The following is a 17,613-nucleotide window of genomic DNA, read 5'->3' on the forward strand; positions in this document are numbered from 1 at the left end:
TCAACACGTGTACCATTTAATACAACATCGGCCTTAATTTCAATAGCACGCAGTGATGCAGCAGTATCGGTTGTGAAATATGGATTACCGGTACCGGCTCCAAAGATCACAATTTTGCCAACTTCAARGTGGTGCATAGCACGGCGGCGAATATAAGGTTCGCAGATCTGCTCCATTTTTATAGCCGATTGCAGACGTGTTTCAACACCAATGCTCTCAAGCGCGTTTTGCAGGGCCATACAGTTAATTACGGTAGCCAGCATTCCCATGTAATCGGCCTGAGCACGTTCCATACCTGATTTCTCGGCACTTAGTCCCCTGAAAATATTACCGCCACCTACAACAACCGCAATTTCAATACCCGCATCATATACGTTTTTAATATCATGGGCATATTGCAAAACCTGATTATTATCAATACCGTATTGCCTGGTGCCCATCAGCGATTCGCCCGAAAGTTTTAGTAAGATTCTTTTGTACTTCATTTGGTGTGATTTGTTAATAATAGAAATAGATGGAATTTGAATAAAAATAGAAGGAGCTTGCTTTTGTGTATATCATGAATTGATAACGCTCTGTTCATATGGGAGTAGTTCGCCAAAAATAAAGAATAAAACCCAGTGTTAAAATTTTATGTTGTCTTTGTTAAAAAATCACCATTTAAAATAGTGCTTTTAACCTCAAACTCAGCATCAAAAATAATGAGGTCGGCATCAAATCCTTTTTCAATTTTGCCCTTGTTTGTTTGTTTTGCCAGCTGCGCAGGATATAATGAAGCCATGTTCACCGCTTCGGCTAAGTCAATACCCACCAGTTTTACACAATTTTCAACGGCCTTAAGCATGGTTAAGCAGGAGCCGGATAAGGTACCATCAGGCATGGTATACCTGTCGCCCCTTAACTCATGCTGATACGCACCTTCGGTTGCCGAAGTAACAGCATCGGTAATTAAAAAAAGCTTATTGCCCAGTTCGCGTTTGGCAAGGCGTACCATGGCAAAATCAACATGAATGCCATCGGCAACAATACTGGTATATGGCCTTTCCTCAAAAATTGCAGGTATGTAGCCCGGTTCGCGGTGGTGCATTTGCGGCATGGCATTAAATAAATGCGTTACGGCCTGCACCGGTTTATTTAAAAATGCTTTTCCCTGGGCATAAGTAGCGTTGCTATGGCCCGATGATATGATGATACCCTGGCTGTACAGATAATCTATTACTTCCTGATCCTGCAGCTCGGGTGCTATGGTGATCATTTTAATAACACCATCAGCACGCTCAACCCAGCTCTTAACTTCGGCAAGGGTGGCTTTCTTTATAAATTTTTCTGGATGTGCCCCACGTTTTGCCGGGTTTAAATATGGCCCTTCCAGGTGCAGGCCCCAAAAGGCGCCTTTACTTTTTGTACGGTATATTTTTGCTGCTTCGATACCTTTTTCAACAATATCATTGGTGTTGGTACCTAAAGTGGCAAACACACCGGTGGTTCCCTGGCTTAACAGGTCGTTCTCCAATTGTTCAAGGGCTTCAACGGTAGGGATACCGGCAAACAGCTGGCCACCGCTGCCATAAATTTGCAGATCGATAAGTCCAGGGGCAAGATATGCACCCTCCAGGCTTATCTTTTTGGCATCCTGAGGAATGGCATTGTCTGCAATTACATCAATGATTTGGCTACCGGATATTAAAACGGCTTTACCATCGGTGATCTGGCCACCTGAAATAAGTTTGAGATTGTGAAGCGCTGTTATCATAGTAATAATTCTTTGTAACGTCGTTCTTAAAAGACCCGATTAAAGGGCGGTTGTCATGCTGAGCTTGTCGAAGCATGGTGGGCAGGCCTTTACGCGCGATCCTTCGACAAGCTCAGGATGACAGGCCATTTTTAATGCTTATTATTAAATGTTCAGTAATAATACCGCAAAAAAAATCCCCCTCGTTTTAAAACGAGGGGGATAATATATTTAAGCTCCTAAAGCTACTCGCTTAAAGGCGGTTACTGTTAAACCTTTTTCAACAGTGCTCAAAAACTGAGCAACGCTTTTTGAAGGATCTTTTACAAACTCCTGATTTAACAGGGTTGAGTCCTTGTAGAATTTGTTCAGCTTACCTAAAGAGATCTTTTCAACCATTTCTTCTGGTTTGCCTTCGGCACGGATCTGCTCTTTTGCAATTTCAAGCTCACGCTCAATTGTAGTGGCATCAACACCGTCTTTATCAATAGCAACAGGGTTCATGGCAGCAATTTGCATGGCTACGTCTTTACCTGCTTCATCAGCACCGGCTGCATTAGCGCTTAAAGCAACTAATACACCTAAACGGAAGTTACCATGTACATAAGCGATAACTTTTTCGCCTTCAACAACTTCATATTTAGATACACCAATTTTTTCGCCGATCTTACCTGTTTTGTCAATGATAGCATCACCAATAGTAGTACGGGTGGTATCAATGTCAATTGAAAGGGCGTAAAGCTCTTCAATAGTAGCAGGTTTGTTTTCAACAGCTTCGTTTGCAATAGCGTTAGCAAAAGCAATAAACTCAGCATTTTTGGCAACAAAGTCAGTTTCGCAGTTTAACTCGATAACTACACCAATCTTTCCGTCTTGTGAAGTGCGTGAAATAACAACACCTTCGTTTGACTCTCTGTCCTGACGGCTTGCCGCAACTTTAGCACCTTTTTTTCTTAAAAAATCGATAGCTGCTTCAAAATCACCGTTAGTTTCGGTCAAAGCTTTTTTGCAATCCATCATACCGGCACCAGTTTGCTGGCGCAGTTTGTTTACGTCGGCTGCAGATATTTGTACTGTAGACATGTTTTTTGAATTTTAAGTTTTGTGTTGTGAGTTTTAAGTTTTGAGTAAAATTAATGTGCTGTTATAACTTAAAACTATTTTTAATATTAAAACTATGAGCTGTAAACTGCTATTACAAGAAACCTTATAACTCGCAACTTACAAAATTAAAAGTCGTAAGTGCTAAGCCTGAAGTCTAAATAACTTAAGACTTATAACTTAGCACTTACGACTAAAAAATTACTCTTCTGTTTCGGCAGCAGGAGTTTCAGCATCAGTGTCGGCTGCAACATCTGCTACTTCGGCAGTTTTGCGGGTTCTTTTACCACCTTCGTTAGGGGTTCTGTCTGCCACTTCAGGAGCATCTGCTTTAGCTTTCGCTACAGCTGCTTCTTTTTCTGCTTCGTCTTCTTTTTCGCGTTTGCGCTCATCCAAACCTTCTTCAATGGCTTTGATGATAATGCTGGTGATCAATGAAATTGATTTGGTAGCATCGTCATTTGCCGGAATCGGGAAATCGATGTTTGAAGGATCAGAGTTGGTATCAACCATAGCAAATGTAGGGATGTTCAACTTTAACGCTTCTGAAACCGCGATATGTTCTTTCTTAACGTCGATCAGGAATAATGCTGCAGGTAAACGGTTCAAGTCAGAGATACCACCTAACAGTGTTTCTAATTTGATACGCTCACGTTGTATCATCAGTCTTTCTTTTTTAGAAAGGTTGCTGTAAGTACCGTCTTTAGTCAATTTATCGATGTTTGACATCTTTTTGATCGACTTACGAACAGTTGCAAAGTTAGTTAACATACCACCTAACCAACGCTCGGTGATGTATGGCATGTTTACTGTTTTTGCGTAATCAGCAACAATATCTTTCGCTTGTTTCTTTGTAGCTACGAATAATACCTTACGGCCTGATTTTACAATTTGTTTGATAGCTGCAGCAGCTTCTTCAACCTTGGTTAAGGTTTTATTTAAATCAATAATGTGGATACCGTTACGCTCCATGAAAATGTACTGTGACATTTTCGGATCCCATTTGCGGGTAAGGTGACCAAAGTGTACACCTGCATCAAGTAAATCCTGATATGTTGTTCTTGCCATTTTGTTGTCCTCCTTTGATTAACGTTTACTGAATTGGAATCTCTTACGTGCTTTCTTGCGTCCTGGTTTTTTACGCTCAACCATACGGTCATCACGTGTCATTATACCTTTAGCGCGTAGTGAAGGTTTCTTTTCAGGATCAAGTTCAACAATGGCTTTCGCAATAGCTAAACGAACGGCTTCTGCCTGTCCTTTTACACCACCACCTGCAACATTTACTTTAACATCAAATTTTCCGGTTGAACCAGAAACCTCAGTGCTCTGAGTAACGATGTATTGTAATGGCAATGTTGGGAAGTACTCTTTGTAATCTTTACCGTTTACGATGATCGCACCATTACCCTCGGTAAGATAGATGCGTGCAACGGCTGTTTTTCTTCTGCCTGAAGTGTTAGTTGTTGGCATTTCTTTTCTCCTTTAAAATTAAAAGTTAAATGGTTGTTGGGTTTTGTGCTGCATGAGGATGCTCAGAACCTGCATATACATACAGATTACCAAATAATGCTTTACCCAAACGACTTTTAGGTAACATACCACGAACGGCTTTTTCAATTACGCGCTCAGGATGTTTTGCCATTAACTCCTTAGGAGAAATGAAACGCTGACCACCTGGATAACCAGTGTAAGAAACATATTGCTTTTCGCTGAATTTGTTTCCGGTCAACTTTACCTTGTCTGCATTGATAACTATTACATTATCACCGCAGTCTACGTTCGGGGTGAAATCTGGCTTGGTTTTCCCCCTGATGATCATTGCGATCTTAGTGGACAAGCGCCCCAAAATCTCGCCTTGTGCGTCAACAACAACCCATTGTTTGTTAACGGTTTTTTTGTTGGCTGAGACAGTTTTGTAACTTAACGTATTCACTTGCTTTAAATTAAATTGTTTAAACGTTTATTATACCCCGCATTTTCGGGACTGCAAAGATACGCTTATTTGTTTTATAAGCAAATAGTTTTGAGGATTTTATTGGAGGAATGAAGACGGTACGTGGCATATACATTAGCAACTAAGGAAATGATGAATAAATATGTCATTTTACAGTGGCTACCATTTTTAGTATTTCTTTTATATCCGGCTTTTTCAGGCCTAATGCTATATCTTCATAAATCGGATAAAATATTTTATCACCAATTTGAAATTCCATTAAGCCCTCATGCTGTTCAGTCATGTAAATTAGTTGTTTTTTGCCGGTTGGTTGAATGATGAAGGTATGAAATGTTCGGTTAGCTGGCTTGAGCTTGATCTTTTCCCCGGGTCTGGTTATAGTTTTTTTAGCAACAGAATCCCACAGAATTATTGTGGCCTGGTAAACAGTATCAGAGGGAATGGTTGACTTTACCTCATAAATGGTGAGTTTAGCGCCCGAAGTACTTGTCCATTTTAAAATGCTGTGTTTGCCTGATATTAGCTTGTCGAATTTAAATTCTGATAAATTTAAGTTAGCGTATACCGCAAATTCACCTAATTTGGATCTATCCACATGTCGGCCATGTCGTTCATTCAGTATTTTGCTATCCTTTTTTATATCAGCTTTTAAATCAAACCCACCCGTTTGATAATTACCAAAAAGTAACAAGCTAATTATTAAGAATATAATACGCATAATCGGTTAGAAACTTACTGTATTTTATAACTTTATTAAACATAGTTATTTAAAATATGAGGTACAATTACTTCTGTTTTTTGATCATTTTAGGGCGTTGCCTGCGGCCGGGCTATCCGCTCATACTGCACCGGCCTTAACCACAAGCCGGTATCCGCTCCTATCCCTAACGCGGGTGGCGTTTTATCTAAAAAAAATCAGTAAAATATAACGATCAATTAATGGCCGGCTATTTTAATCCTCCCTATATAATTTTATATTAGCGGGGAACTCTAATAAATCAACCCTAATTGATACTATTCATTTGCAGGTATGCGCTTATAGTATGCTTTGTGATTTTAAGCGTCTGTACGCTGTTTGCCCAAACAGAGGTAAACACTACAGATTCCTTAGAGTCGCAACGGGATGCCAATGGCATTTTAAGTTCTTTTTTCAGCGGCAATAGCAAGCCAATCAACCCTGTTAATATGAGCAAGGTAGGTAGTTGGTCTGTTCTGCCATCTGCTGCTTATAACCCCAGCGTTGGTTTCGCTATCGGGGCAATTTCGTCAGGTGGTAAATACTTTGGCGATCCGGTCAATACTACGCTATCCGTAATTAATGCCGGGGCATATATTTCAACCAACAAGCTTTCTACATTTGAGTTTAAGCACAATGCTTTTTCTTCCCAAAATCAATGGAACCTGCAGGGTACCATGCAAATTGGTAAAACAATAGCTAAAGATAACGGCCTGGGCACCGGGCGCAAAAGCTTTGGCGATGGAGAGCTCCACATGAATGACCAGCATTTTCCAAACAACCCCAATGAGTTCCCGGTGAGGTATGTATATATAAAAATGAATGAGCGTATTTACAGAAAAGTTGCTCAACATTTCTACGTAGGCGCTGGGCTCAGTTTCAATTTCTATAGCCATATTGATGACGATCGCAAAAACATCCCGATAACTGAAACACACAATTTCAGGTATAGTATTAAAAATGGCTATCCCGTTAATGCTTATCAGGCCAATGGTATATTGGTAAATTTCCAGTTCAACAACCGCGATCAGCCCAACCGCCCTTTCAGAGGGATTTATGCGGATGTTATTTTAAAGGAAAATGAAATCTGGCTCGGGAGTAACCGCAAAGCCATGCAGTTAAAAGTAGAATTCAGGAAATACTGGAGCCTGTCAGACACCCAGCCCGAAAACGTATTGGCCTTTTGGCACTGGGCAAGCTACCTGATCAATGGTTCGGTACCTTACCTTGACTTGCCGGGTACAGGCAGCGATGCTTATGGCCGTATAGGCAGGGCATTTATTATTGGCCGTTTTAAGGGGTTATCATTTGTATATAATGAAGCCGAATATCGTTTCCCGCTTACTGCCAACAAACTGCTGAGCGGTGTAACCTTTGTAAATGTGGAATCGGCTAATAACCAGCGCGACATCAAACTATTCAGGTATTGGGAACCGGGGGCGGGGGTAGGGCTAAGGTTGCTGTTTAATAAATATACCCGCTCAAACCTGTGTATCGATTATGGCCGGGGCAGCTATGGCTCCAGCGGCTTTTTCTTAGGGCTTAATGAAGTGTTTTAAAACGCATATCAAAACAAAAGGGGTGCATTTTGCGCCCCTTTTGTTCTATATTAAAATTTAAATATGTCTTGATTAAACAGATAATCTGCCTTCATGTGCATCTGTTGACATGAGCGAACCTTCACGAAGCGGCTCATGCGGCCCATCTGTAAATGGCGAACCCTGAACAAAAATACCCATCACTAAAATTAAACCACCTAAAATTACTTGTGGCCAAAACGTTACTGAAGCATAATCATATATCCATGGTGAGCATAACAGGAATGAACCAGAAAGTACATCCAAAAAGTTATGCATTTGCATAGGGAACTGCTTAATAAAACCCAGTTTATTATTACTGAAAATAGCCATAATAAGCTGGAACCATCCTATGATCATGGGTAGCAGTAAAGCGGCGCCTATTTTATGACCTTCAAAACCAAATAACCATGGAGATGCGATCAGTACAATAGCAACTACATAGTTTAAACCTGCATAAAATGTTGTTGGAATAAAACTTTTCATTTTTTAGCGAATTGTTGTAATTTATCTATATAAATATATGTGTATCAAAAATTGTGTCAAAGTTAGCATTTATGCGGGCAGTTGGCAAATATAATTACCCTACACCATGCTTATTATTAATTAAAAAAACTACCTTTAATTAATTGCTGCAATATTGAGCTAAAGATATACGTTTCAAAAATTAAAGCAATTCTTTTTCTTCCTGTAAGTCGGGCATTAACTACCATAAGCCCGCAAATTACTGCAATAATACACACTAACGGATGCAAATATCAGCATCCTGTTATAATTTATCATTAAAAAACTATAAAACTATGAGCAAGGACAGACAAGCCGTAAAAGAGAAAAAGAAACCCGCTGCAGAAGGCAGTAAAAAAGCTCCTTCTGATTATCAATCGGGTAAAAAGGATTCCGTAAAGCCAATTGGCGATCCAGCCAAAAAGAAAAAGTAATTCAGAATAACAATAAAAGCCCCTTCACTCTTGCTATGAAAGGGCTTTTATCGTTTAAGATTATTAGTCAATTAATTGTCCTTAGTAGGTTCAACTGCTTTCTTTTTGCTTTTAGAGGTGATCACGATAACGCCGTTAGCTCCCTTATCGCCATAAATTGCAGCAGCTGATTTATCTTTTAACACATTTATGCTTTGAATAGTGTTCGGGTTAATCATTTTCATATCCCCTGCTGTTATTTCTTTACCATCCAATACATACAATGGCTCATTAGACAATTTCAAGCCAGTTAAAGACCTGCGAATCAAAACAGAATCATTTTCATCTTTCGAGCGTTTTACATTTGCATAAGTATTCGCATTGTTATCGCTTTTAATAGCTCCGGTTTTATTGGATGCTGGTTTACCTGGTTTATCATCAGCTAAAGTAAAACTGATAGGAATAGAATATTGTACCCTTACTTTTTTACTGTTCTCTATGCCGGGCTCCCATTTTGGAGATATCGCCATTACCCTTAATGCTTCTGCATCAATATCTGGGCTAACCCCCCTTAAAATTTTAAAGCTTGATAAAGAACCATCTGCCTCTACAACAAAGGTCAAAATGACCCTTCCCTGTATATGTTTTTCACGTGCTGCACTGGGATACCTGATGTTTGTTCCTAAAAAACGGCCTAAAGCATTGAGGCCTCCCGGAAACTCAGGCACTTGCTCAACCGATGTGTAAATAACTCCCGTTCCCTGCGATGCATTTTCATCAGCAGTAGCTATTTCCTTTGTTTTATCTGAAACAGGCTTACCCGATTTGTCATTAGCTAATGTAAAACTTATAGGAACAGAATATTGAACCCTTACTTTTTTGCCATTCTGTATGCCCGGTTTCCAGTTTGGTGACTGTCTGAGCACCCTTAATGATTCCTCATCCAAACCCTTACTGATACCCCTTGCAATTTTTAAACCTGATAAAGAACCATCTGTTTCAACAACAAAGGTTGCAATAACCCTGCCTTGTATGCCTTTTTCCCGGTCGGCTTTAGGGTATCTGACGTTTGTACCTAAAAAACGACCGAAGGCATCAAGCCCACCCGGAAATTCAGGAACCTGTTCAACCTCAGTAAATATTTGCCCACTTTTCTTTGTGGTGTCAACAACAGTGGTTTCATTAGTTCCGGAAGTTCCTTTTTCAGCTACAGTTGGTTTATCACCAGCAAGTGCATCCCCTAAAATCACCGGAGTGGCAGGTGTTAAAAATATTTGGTGCGCCTTGTTATTAATAACCGTAACCGTTTTACTGTTATTTATTGTTGCTGATGATAAAATAAGCATCAGGATAAATAAAGGGGCCGAAAGGCCATATTTGATAAGCGATATTCGCTGTGATTTATTTTTTTGCAACATGATAATACGCTGTTTTAATAAACTGTGATTAAAAAATGGATTTACCAGCTGATGTGCCGGCGTGTTAAATGTTTGACTCAGCAGTAATAAGGCGTATTCGGCTTTGTTGGTGCCTGCTTGTACGGCTTGCCTGTCGGCAATGTATTCATGAATGTGTTTAATAGCAAAACGGTACATATATACCACCGGGTTAAACCAGTTAATGATCATGATGAGCTCAATAAGCAGTACATCTGCAGAGTGCCACTGCTGTGCATGCACCTGCTCATGTGCCTCTATGATCAGATTATCGGCATTTTCTTCGTTTAGTTTAACCTTTTTAAAAAAGGAGTAAGCGGCAGTTGCCTGCGGTTGGTTGATCACTCTTTTTAATTTAATAAGCTGCCAAATGAGCCTTAACGATAAAAACAATATGCCCGCGCCATATAAAACGGCAAGTATCTGACCTATGCTAATGTGGGTGGCTTCCATCGGCTTAAAACCATAAACCATTACCGGGCTGCTATAAATAGTATATTTTACTTGCTGCGTAATAAACAAATTCCTAACCCAATCTACCTGTATAAGTGGTATAAAGAACGATAGTAACGCAGCCGTTACCAGGTAAACCCGGTTAAGTTGAAAGAAAGTTTCTTTCCGTAGCAGTAAAACATAAAACGCATAGAACAGTACCAGGTAAATATTTACCAGTAATAAGTATTGCCACCAGTTCATGATTATTTGTCTTTAAATTTCTCTATCAGTTTCATTATGGCATCAGCCTCTTTCAGATCAATCTTTTCTTTTTTCACAAAAAAGGACAACATGCGGTTTACCGAATTATCAAAATATCCGCTCAATAACTTATCAGCAGCAAAGTTTTGGTATTGATCTTTACTTACCACCGGATGGTACTGGTGACTTTTACCAAATGCTGTATGTCCCACAAAACCTTTTGTTTCCAATATCCTGATAATGGTTGATACCGTATTATAAGCAGGCTTGGGTTCGGGTAACAGATCGATCACATCTTTTACATACCCTTTTTCAAGTTGCCATAATACTTGCATAATTTGTTCTTCGGCGCGCGTTAGCTCTTTAATTTCCATAGTACTTAGTATAAAATTTTGATGCATTAACCAACACTGCATCAAATATCCAATTGGTTAATTCGAAGGTAAATACTATAAATGAAAACAACAACTAAAACTTTAGTTTTTATTTTTTAGGCTTTTATTATCATCTTGCATGAGCATTTTTACACCACTTATAAATGAATATAACCTTTCATGGCGCCGCCCGTAATGTTACAGGCAGCAAACACCTGATCAGACTTAAAGACGATACCTCTATTTTATTGGATTGCGGCATGTTTCAGGGCATGGGCGAACATTCTGAAGACATGAATGAGCATTTTGGCTTTAACCCTAAAAAGGTTGATTACCTGATACTATCGCACGCGCATATTGACCATTGCGGCTTAATACCCCGCCTGGTGGCCGAAGGGTTTGATGGCCCCATATTTTGCACATCGGCCACAATGGACCTTACCCGCATCCTCCTGATGGACTCGGCACATATACAAATGCAGGATGCTGCCTACAGCAACAAGCACCGTGCCCGCAAAGGTTTGCCGCTATTAACCCCGCTGTATACCGATGAACAGGCGATGGATGCGCTTAGGCTTTTTAAAATTGTGGAATATCACGAGGAGTACGAAATAACACCCCGCGTAAAACTCACCTTTACCGATGCCGGGCATATTTTGGGCAGTGCCGCCGTACATTTATCCATACTGGAAGATGGAAAGCTTACTCATATTACCTTTAGTGGCGATGTTGGCCGTTATGATGATATGCTCCTAAATGACCCCGAAACATTTGAGCAGGCCGATTATATTCTGCTGGAATCAACCTATGGCGATTCGCTGCATAAAGACCTTGGCCCTATTGAGGATGCATTGCTTGATATCATCAAACAAACCTGCGAGATAAAAAAGGGCAAGGTAATTATCCCCGCGTTTAGCGTTGGCCGTACGCAGGAACTACTGTATGCTTTAAATGCACTGGAGCAAAGGGGCATATTGCCCGATGTACCTTATTATGTTGATAGTCCGTTGTCGCAAAAGGCTACCGAGGTGCTCATGAATCATCCCGAAGTATATAATAAAGGCGTTAAAGAAGTTTTAAAAACCGATGCTAATCCGTTTGGGTTTAAGGGCCTGCGGTTCATACAATCAACAGAAGAATCAAAAGCGTTAAATAATGACCCGCGGCCTTGTGTTATCATTTCTTCATCGGGCATGGCCGAGGCCGGGCGTGTAAAACATCACATTAAAAACAATATCAACAGCAATAAGAACACCATTTTAATGGTAGGATATTGCGAACCCAACTCATTGGGCGGTCACTTACTAAATGGCGATCACGAAGTACATATTTATGGCGAGATGTATGAGGTTAAGGCCGAAGTACGGTCGATCAAATCAATGAGCGCCCATGGTGATTATGAGGACCTGCTGCATTTTCTGGCTGCCCAGGACCCCGAAAAGGTTAAAAAAATATTTCTTGTTCATGGCGAGTACGAAGTACAACAGCACTTTAGTGGCAAACTGAAGGAGAAAGGGTTTAGGCATATCGAGATACCATATCAGCATCAAAAGATAGAGTTGGAGTAGAATGTCTTAATCTACAATACGTCGTTGGCACAAAGCAATCACGTTCACAACTTTGTCATCCTGAGGAACGAAGGATCTATTCGGCGATAGATTCTTCGCTATGCTCAGAATGACAAGTTTGTTATTTGTTTCGTTCCTCAATGAGGCGGCTTATAAAAAAAGAAAAGCGATGGACAACTAAACCCATCGCTTTTCTTTTTTTACCTGGCAGGCTGCACTTTTGGCAACTCTTTGCGGGGTATCATTTCTGTACGTTCCGAAGTATTGTAAACAAAGGATGCTATGATGGTTGCAGCCTGCTTCAGGTCATCCTCAATCAGGCGGTCATAAGTATCCTGGTTACTGTGATGGGTACGTGAGCCATAATCAATGGCATCCTGTATAAACTGGAAACCCGGTATGCCCACCGCATCAAACGATTGGTGATCAGTTCCACCGGTATTCCTGATGGTTACGGTAGTAGCGCCCAGGTCTTTAAACGGTTCCAGCCACGATTTAAATATCGGTCCGGCTGCCGAATCGCCCTGTAAATAAATACCGCGTATTTTACCCGTACCATTATCCAGGTTATAATAGGCCGATAATTTGGCCTGTTCTGGCTTTAACTGCATGGTTCTAGGATCGCCAAAATGGTTTAACACATACCCGCGCGAACCAAACAAGCCCTGCTCTTCTGAGCTCCATAACGCTATACGTATGGTACGTTTAGGTTTAAAGTTGATGGCTTTTAAAATACGCATGGCCTCCATCATTACCGCGCTGCCTGCGGCATTATCTGTAGCGCCTGTGGCCGCGTGCCAGGAGTCAAGATGGCCGCCTATCATGATCACCTGTTCTTTTAATTTTTTATCGGTACCCGGTATTTCGGCCACTACATCATAGCCTTGCATATCGTCGGTTAAAAACTGGGTTTTAATATCAGCTTCCAGTTCTACTTTTTGTCCGGCCTTTGCCAGGCGCAAAATGCGCTGGTAATCCTCGCTGCTGGTTTCCAGTTCTGGCGCTACAGCTTTAGCGGTATCGGCGTATGATGCGCCGTTGGTGGTAAATACGGTACCATCAGTTCCGCGGGCCTGGCTTAATATCAGCGCCGCTTTTTCGTCATATATAAAAGCACGTAAGGTAGTTTGAAAAGCACGTAACTTACGCATGGCAGCAAACTGCGGCGAGTTCATATCGGGTGCCCTGCGCCCTTCAGATGGCTGCATAGTGGCGTTAGCCATTTCGGCAAGTTCCTCATCAGTATACCGGGCCGCATCTGATTTAAAGCTGCGTTCAACCAATGGCTTTACATCAAATATCACGATCTTGCCTTGTAGTTTCCCTTTATATTTATCCAGGTCGATAGCTGAATCGGCCTTTACTATTACTACATTGCCTTTGATCAATCCGCCGGTGCCGGGTGTCCAGGCTTTAGGGATAGCTATAATAGCATGGTAGTAGGGAACGGTAATGGCGGCATAGTTTTTTTGAACTTCCCAACCCTTGCCAAACTTACCCCAGGGCTCCAGTTTTGCGTTGGCCATTCCCCAGGTTTTCAATTGGCTAACCGCCCAGTTTTGAGCGCGTTTTAATCCGGGTGAACCCGAGAGGCGCGGTCCCGAAACATCGGTTAAATAAAAAGCGGTTTCCATTACTTTTGAATGGTTTAAACCTTCTTCCCGGATCTTTTGAACAATTGCCGGGTCAACGGTTTCCTGTGCAAATACGGGTAAGCTTATACCCGCCGAAATGAGACATGAAAAAAGTAATTTTAATTTCATAACAATAAATTAATGTGATCAGTTAGCAACAAACCTATTTATTAATCATCATAAAAACCACCATCGGGTGTTAACAAAGTTGTTACACGTAAGTGTTACATCGAATTAACGTGAGTAGTATTTGGTATATTAGAGAAACTATTTGGGAAACCTAACGCTGTTACCATGCTCCAAACCGCCATACCTGTTTTAGCTTCGCTTAACGAAGAAGAAACCGTTAAATTTTACACCGAAAAGCTGGGATTTACTTTTCATGCCAGTTGGGATGGCTACCTGATCATGAGCCGCGATGGGGTTTTTATTCATCTGTGGCCCTGTGCTGATCCTGCTATTGCGAAAAGTACCAGCTGCTATATGAATGTAACCGAAGTAGAAAAGCTATATGCCGAATACAAATCTGCAGGCGTTATTCATCCAAATGGTGAGCTGCAGAACAGGCCCTGGAAAATGAAGGAGTTCAGTATCCTGGACAATAACGGCAACCTCATCCATTTTGGCCAGGATATTTCGGGCAATTAATTGATCAGTAATTTATAGCCCCTGCCGTGCACGTTAATGATCTCCACATTGGGATCGTCTTTCAAATACTTGCGTATCTTGCTTAAAAACACGTCCATGCTGCGGCCGTTAAAGTAATTATCATCATGCCAAATGTTAAGCAATGCTTCCTCACGGGTAAGCACCTCGTTTTTTCGCATACACAATAAACGGAGCAGTTCGGCCTCTTTGGTCGATAGCTTTTGCTGCGCATCACCTATGATGATGATCTGTGTGGTATAATCAAAAGTATAGTTTCCTATTTTAAACGTAGTTTGCTTTTCCTCTTCCCGTTTATCGGTATTCTCGGTTCTTTTAAGCAAAGCATTTATACGCAGCAGCAACTCCTCAATACGAAAAGGTTTGGTGATATAATCGTCGCCTCCCAGGTTAAAGGCCTGCATTTTATCTTCTATCATACCTTTGGCAGTGGCGAAAATAATAGGTACATGCGGATTAATTTTCCTGATATCCTTACCCAGGGTAAAGCCATCCTTTTTGGGCATCATTACATCCAATATTAACAGATCATATATCTGTTTGGTAAAAGCGCGCAAACCCTCTTCGCCGTCTTTACACAAAACAACATCAAATTTACCCTTCAACTGCAGGTAATCCTGCAACAGTAAACCCAAATTGGCGTCATCCTCAACCAGTAGTATTTTCTTCATATTGTATAGTTAGGCCAGCGGAAATTTCAGTTCAAATTCCGAGCCTTTTTCTTTTTCAGATCTTACACTTATTGTACCGTTAAGCCTTTTCACTATGGTATTTACATAGCTCAATCCTAATCCAAATCCTTTAACATCATGAAGGTTCCCGGTAGGGATACGGTAAAATTGTTCAAATATTTTTGTTTGCTGATCCCTGCTCATGCCTATGCCCTTATCGGCCACCCTGATAAGCACCTGTCCGCCTTTAACCAGCGTGGTTATGGTTATATCAGGTGCAGTTATACTGTATTTTATGGCATTATCTACCAGGTTATACAACACGTTCGAAAAATGCAGTTCATCAGCTATGATCACTGTGTTTTCTTCGGCAACGTTCAGGGTAGTTTTGGCATTGCACTTGTGCAGTTTAAGGGCCATACTATCCAGCACAACAGCCACCATATCATTCACATCCAGCGGTTTTTTATCCAGCTTAAAATCGTTCTTTTCAATACGGGCAATGTTCAGCACACGTTCAATATGGCTGCCCAAACGCTCGTTCTCTTCAAAAATAATATTAGCCAGACGTGATACACGGCTTTTATCCTCGGCAATTTCCTTATCCTTTAAAGCCTCACTGGCTATCATGATGGTTGATACCGGGGTTTTAAACTCGTGGGTCATATTATTAATGAAATCGATCTTCATTTCGGATACCTTTTTTTGCTTAAGGATGGAGAAAATAGTGTAGCTGAAGCAAAATATCAATACTGCCAGTAAACCGCCGGTGGTACCCATAGTGGCGGTCATGTTTCTTAATATCAATGAGTTTTTTTGAGGGAAGGCCAGCTTGATCTTACCCGGATCATTGATCACATCCTTACTGAATATGGGGGTTTGATAAGTATTGGCTGCAATGAATATAGGTTTATTACCATCATTGTCATATGCGCTCGAAAATATAAGCGAATCGCTGTTGGCGGTTGTTACCTCGTAGCTAAATGGCAGATAGATCCCTTTGTTATGCAGCTCGAACCTTAACAAGGAATCTATCCAGAAAGGGTTTACGCGCTTGTTTAAAGGTTCGCCGGTTTTACGGTATTCCTCGGCCAGGTTTTCGATCACGGTTGTTTTACCACTGTTTAAATTTTGCAGCGAATCTGTCTCCAGCATTTTCTTTATCTGTACAACCTGCCGTTCCTTTTGCTTACGTAATTGTTCCTGCTGCCACAATGGGTTGATGCGTGGTTGAGAAATTAATTGTTTACCAAATTGTGGATCAATATAAACATATCGTAAAGTATCATACTTGTGCAGTTTTTTAGGCCGGTTTATGGTACGGGTTCGTACTATTTGCGGTGTAAAACGACCATGTACAACGCCAAGGTCATCTGTATATTCCTCTACCCTTACCTGAAACTCAACAGTACCTTCCTGTTGCAGCAGATTGGCCAGTTCATCATCCATCTTTTTATGCATGATCATCCGCTCCAAACTATCGCGTAAAAGGGCTATTTTTTTTTCGCGTAAGGTTTGCTTTTTTCTTGTTTTGGATGCATACTGCCTGTTATCCTTGCTTTTTACTATCCTTAAGCCTGCATCACTATCACTTCCTGCTGCAACATTCCTTTGTGCTTTGTTACTTAAAAAGTTAACAGCATCCTGCTTGCTAACTTTTGACACCACGTTGTTAAGTGCCTCGCTAACAGATCGGTCAAACAATTCGGATTGCATCTGGTACGATTGCCTTAAAAAGTACAATTGCATGGCCATTACACCCAAAAGTGCAAAACCCATTAACCCAATAATTAAACCGATACTTCTTTTCTTCATTTGTTAACAAACAAAATTATTTTAAATAACCGGACAATAACTGCTTTTAACAAAATTTAACAATTGATAAGCTGTAATAACCGTTTGAAATATAACTCGTTGCTGTTTTAACCGACCAATATCCAGGCCGTAATTACACAATATACAAAATGGGAGGGAAAGGCGGAAATTAAACGCCGCTGGGAGAGATGATGTGTGCTATAGCTACACAAAACAACTATAGCCAAAAAGATCCCTTTTTAGTTTAAAAAAAAGGGATCTTTTTATTTACATAATTACCTTATTATTTAGGCACTAATTAAAACGGCAGATCATCATCATCGCTTGATGAGCTGATATCTGATGCCGGTGCTGCATATTCTGGCGTAGTAGCGCTACCGGCACCGGCTGCCAATGCATTTACTCTCCATAACTGTAACGAGTTAAAATAACTTTTTTTGCCCGCTTTATCGGTCCATGGACGGCCTTTCAGATTAAAGAAAACTTCAACATCATCACCTACCTTAACATTATCCAATAAGCTGCAGCGATCCTGTATAGCTTCAAATTTCAAATATTCAGGATATTGAGGATTCTCAATATATTCAAGTATTAATTCGCGTTTTTTAAGTGACTCAGTTACCTGCACTGTTGGCGACACTTCATATACTTTACCTTTAACTTCCATAATAATCTTCTCAAAAAAATTTAAAATGTAAAGTTAATAGATAAGAAATTAAAATAGGGTGTTTTT

The 17,613-nt window shown here is 40.6% G+C and carries 18 protein-coding genes; 4 read left to right on the forward strand and 14 right to left on the reverse strand.

The window, feature by feature from the left end; all coding sequences use genetic code 11:
• From AC1DRQ_RS20120 to AC1DRQ_RS20150, 7 genes are all read right to left on the reverse strand, one after another.
• Positions 1–485: amino acid kinase family protein (locus AC1DRQ_RS20120; protein WP_477426552.1), on the reverse strand; the 485-nt coding region annotated here is incomplete at its 3' end.
• 146 nt (positions 486–631) lie between these two features.
• Complete coding sequence (nagA, locus tag AC1DRQ_RS20125; RefSeq protein ID WP_477426553.1) at positions 632–1,753, reverse strand: N-acetylglucosamine-6-phosphate deacetylase; 1,122 nt, start codon at positions 1,751–1,753, stop codon at positions 632–634.
• A gap of 210 nt (positions 1,754–1,963) precedes the next feature.
• Positions 1,964–2,815, reverse strand: coding sequence for a translation elongation factor Ts (tsf, locus tag AC1DRQ_RS20130; protein WP_429398746.1), 852 nt, complete (start codon positions 2,813–2,815; stop codon positions 1,964–1,966).
• A gap of 219 nt (positions 2,816–3,034) precedes the next feature.
• Positions 3,035–3,901, reverse strand: coding sequence for a 30S ribosomal protein S2 (rpsB, locus tag AC1DRQ_RS20135; protein ID WP_429398748.1), 867 nt, complete (start codon positions 3,899–3,901; stop codon positions 3,035–3,037).
• 18 nt (positions 3,902–3,919) lie between these two features.
• Positions 3,920–4,306, reverse strand: coding sequence for a 30S ribosomal protein S9 (gene rpsI, locus AC1DRQ_RS20140; protein WP_429398750.1), 387 nt, complete (start codon positions 4,304–4,306; stop codon positions 3,920–3,922).
• Between the two features lie 25 nt (positions 4,307–4,331).
• Positions 4,332–4,769 carry a 50S ribosomal protein L13 gene (gene rplM / locus AC1DRQ_RS20145; protein ID WP_429398752.1) on the reverse strand — a complete coding sequence of 146 codons (438 nt, stop codon included), beginning with the start codon at positions 4,767–4,769 and terminating at the stop codon, positions 4,332–4,334.
• 166 nt (positions 4,770–4,935) lie between these two features.
• The gene (locus tag AC1DRQ_RS20150; RefSeq protein ID WP_477426554.1) at positions 4,936–5,508 is read right to left on the reverse strand and encodes a hypothetical protein; all 573 of its coding nucleotides are present in this window, start codon (positions 5,506–5,508) and stop codon (positions 4,936–4,938) included.
• Positions 5,509–5,798: 290 nt separating this feature from the next.
• On the opposite strand from AC1DRQ_RS20150, the gene AC1DRQ_RS20155 reads away from it, so the two are divergent.
• The gene (locus AC1DRQ_RS20155) at positions 5,799–7,085 is read left to right on the forward strand and encodes a BamA/TamA family outer membrane protein (RefSeq protein ID WP_477426555.1); all 1,287 of its coding nucleotides are present in this window, start codon (positions 5,799–5,801) and stop codon (positions 7,083–7,085) included.
• Positions 7,086–7,157: 72 nt separating this feature from the next.
• Here the strand turns inward: AC1DRQ_RS20155 and AC1DRQ_RS20160 are convergent, their stop codons facing one another.
• Positions 7,158–7,589 (reverse strand): SPW repeat domain-containing protein, encoded by a 432-nt coding sequence (locus AC1DRQ_RS20160; protein ID WP_429398757.1) that lies wholly within the window; start codon positions 7,587–7,589, stop codon positions 7,158–7,160.
• Between the two features lie 314 nt (positions 7,590–7,903).
• Between AC1DRQ_RS20160 and AC1DRQ_RS20165 the strand changes: the two genes are divergently transcribed.
• The gene (locus AC1DRQ_RS20165; protein ID WP_429398759.1) at positions 7,904–8,041 is read left to right on the forward strand and encodes a hypothetical protein; all 138 of its coding nucleotides are present in this window, start codon (positions 7,904–7,906) and stop codon (positions 8,039–8,041) included.
• Positions 8,042–8,112: 71 nt separating this feature from the next.
• Here AC1DRQ_RS20165 and AC1DRQ_RS20170 read toward each other — a convergent pair whose 3' ends face one another.
• Together AC1DRQ_RS20170 and AC1DRQ_RS20175 are read right to left on the reverse strand one after the other, a co-directional pair.
• The gene (locus tag AC1DRQ_RS20170; protein ID WP_477426556.1) at positions 8,113–10,152 is read right to left on the reverse strand and encodes a TonB family protein; all 2,040 of its coding nucleotides are present in this window, start codon (positions 10,150–10,152) and stop codon (positions 8,113–8,115) included.
• 2 nt (positions 10,153–10,154) lie between these two features.
• The gene (locus AC1DRQ_RS20175) at positions 10,155–10,526 is read right to left on the reverse strand and encodes a BlaI/MecI/CopY family transcriptional regulator (protein WP_477426557.1); all 372 of its coding nucleotides are present in this window, start codon (positions 10,524–10,526) and stop codon (positions 10,155–10,157) included.
• 164 nt (positions 10,527–10,690) lie between these two features.
• Here AC1DRQ_RS20175 and AC1DRQ_RS20180 point away from each other — a divergent pair, with 164 nt between their 5' ends.
• Positions 10,691–12,094: an MBL fold metallo-hydrolase RNA specificity domain-containing protein gene (locus AC1DRQ_RS20180; protein WP_477426558.1), complete on the forward strand. Its 1,404-nt coding sequence runs from the start codon at positions 10,691–10,693 to the stop codon at positions 12,092–12,094.
• A 200-nt stretch (positions 12,095–12,294) separates the two neighbouring features.
• Here AC1DRQ_RS20180 and AC1DRQ_RS20185 read toward each other — a convergent pair whose 3' ends face one another.
• Positions 12,295–13,857: a M28 family metallopeptidase gene (locus tag AC1DRQ_RS20185; protein WP_477426559.1), complete on the reverse strand. Its 1,563-nt coding sequence runs from the start codon at positions 13,855–13,857 to the stop codon at positions 12,295–12,297.
• Between the two features lie 165 nt (positions 13,858–14,022).
• Here AC1DRQ_RS20185 and AC1DRQ_RS20190 point away from each other — a divergent pair, with 165 nt between their 5' ends.
• Positions 14,023–14,376 (forward strand): bleomycin resistance protein, encoded by a 354-nt coding sequence (locus AC1DRQ_RS20190; protein WP_477426560.1) that lies wholly within the window; start codon positions 14,023–14,025, stop codon positions 14,374–14,376.
• On the opposite strand, the gene AC1DRQ_RS20195 is transcribed toward AC1DRQ_RS20190, so the two are convergent.
• The 3 genes from AC1DRQ_RS20195 to AC1DRQ_RS20205 form a co-directional block, all read right to left on the reverse strand.
• A complete protein-coding gene (locus AC1DRQ_RS20195) occupies positions 14,373–15,065 on the reverse strand; it encodes a response regulator transcription factor (RefSeq protein ID WP_429398770.1) in 693 nt (230 codons plus the stop codon). The genes AC1DRQ_RS20190 and AC1DRQ_RS20195 overlap by 4 nt on opposite strands.
• Before the next feature lie 9 nt (positions 15,066–15,074).
• Positions 15,075–16,880, reverse strand: coding sequence for a sensor histidine kinase (locus tag AC1DRQ_RS20200; protein WP_477426561.1), 1,806 nt, complete (start codon positions 16,878–16,880; stop codon positions 15,075–15,077).
• Between the two features lie 298 nt (positions 16,881–17,178).
• Positions 17,179–17,547: a DUF3127 domain-containing protein gene (locus AC1DRQ_RS20205; RefSeq protein WP_429398774.1), complete on the reverse strand. Its 369-nt coding sequence runs from the start codon at positions 17,545–17,547 to the stop codon at positions 17,179–17,181.
• Positions 17,548–17,613 lie beyond the last annotated feature (66 nt).

It is taken from the genome of Mucilaginibacter sp. P4_E8, from assembly GCF_056401495.1.

Coding starts and splice junctions, on each gene's coding strand:
- nagA (WP_477426553.1), bottom strand. CDS start 1,753: ATGATAACAGCGCTTCACAATCTCAAACTTATTTCAGGTGGCCAGATC.
- tsf (WP_429398746.1), bottom strand. CDS start 2,815: ATGTCTACAGTACAAATATCTGCAGCCGACGTAAACAAACTGCGCCAG.
- rpsB (WP_429398748.1), bottom strand. CDS start 3,901: ATGGCAAGAACAACATATCAGGATTTACTTGATGCAGGTGTACACTTT.
- rpsI (WP_429398750.1), bottom strand. CDS start 4,306: ATGCCAACAACTAACACTTCAGGCAGAAGAAAAACAGCCGTTGCACGC.
- AC1DRQ_RS20150 (WP_477426554.1), bottom strand. CDS start 5,508: ATGCGTATTATATTCTTAATAATTAGCTTGTTACTTTTTGGTAATTAT.
- AC1DRQ_RS20160 (WP_429398757.1), bottom strand. CDS start 7,589: ATGAAAAGTTTTATTCCAACAACATTTTATGCAGGTTTAAACTATGTA.
- AC1DRQ_RS20165 (WP_429398759.1), top strand. CDS start 7,904: ATGAGCAAGGACAGACAAGCCGTAAAAGAGAAAAAGAAACCCGCTGCA.
- AC1DRQ_RS20170 (WP_477426556.1), bottom strand. CDS start 10,152: ATGAACTGGTGGCAATACTTATTACTGGTAAATATTTACCTGGTACTG.
- AC1DRQ_RS20175 (WP_477426557.1), bottom strand. CDS start 10,526: ATGGAAATTAAAGAGCTAACGCGCGCCGAAGAACAAATTATGCAAGTA.
- AC1DRQ_RS20180 (WP_477426558.1), top strand. CDS start 10,691: ATGAATATAACCTTTCATGGCGCCGCCCGTAATGTTACAGGCAGCAAA.
- AC1DRQ_RS20185 (WP_477426559.1), bottom strand. CDS start 13,857: ATGAAATTAAAATTACTTTTTTCATGTCTCATTTCGGCGGGTATAAGC.
- AC1DRQ_RS20190 (WP_477426560.1), top strand. CDS start 14,023: ATGCTCCAAACCGCCATACCTGTTTTAGCTTCGCTTAACGAAGAAGAA.
- AC1DRQ_RS20195 (WP_429398770.1), bottom strand. CDS start 15,065: ATGAAGAAAATACTACTGGTTGAGGATGACGCCAATTTGGGTTTACTG.
- AC1DRQ_RS20200 (WP_477426561.1), bottom strand. CDS start 16,880: ATGAAGAAAAGAAGTATCGGTTTAATTATTGGGTTAATGGGTTTTGCA.
- AC1DRQ_RS20205 (WP_429398774.1), bottom strand. CDS start 17,547: ATGGAAGTTAAAGGTAAAGTATATGAAGTGTCGCCAACAGTGCAGGTA.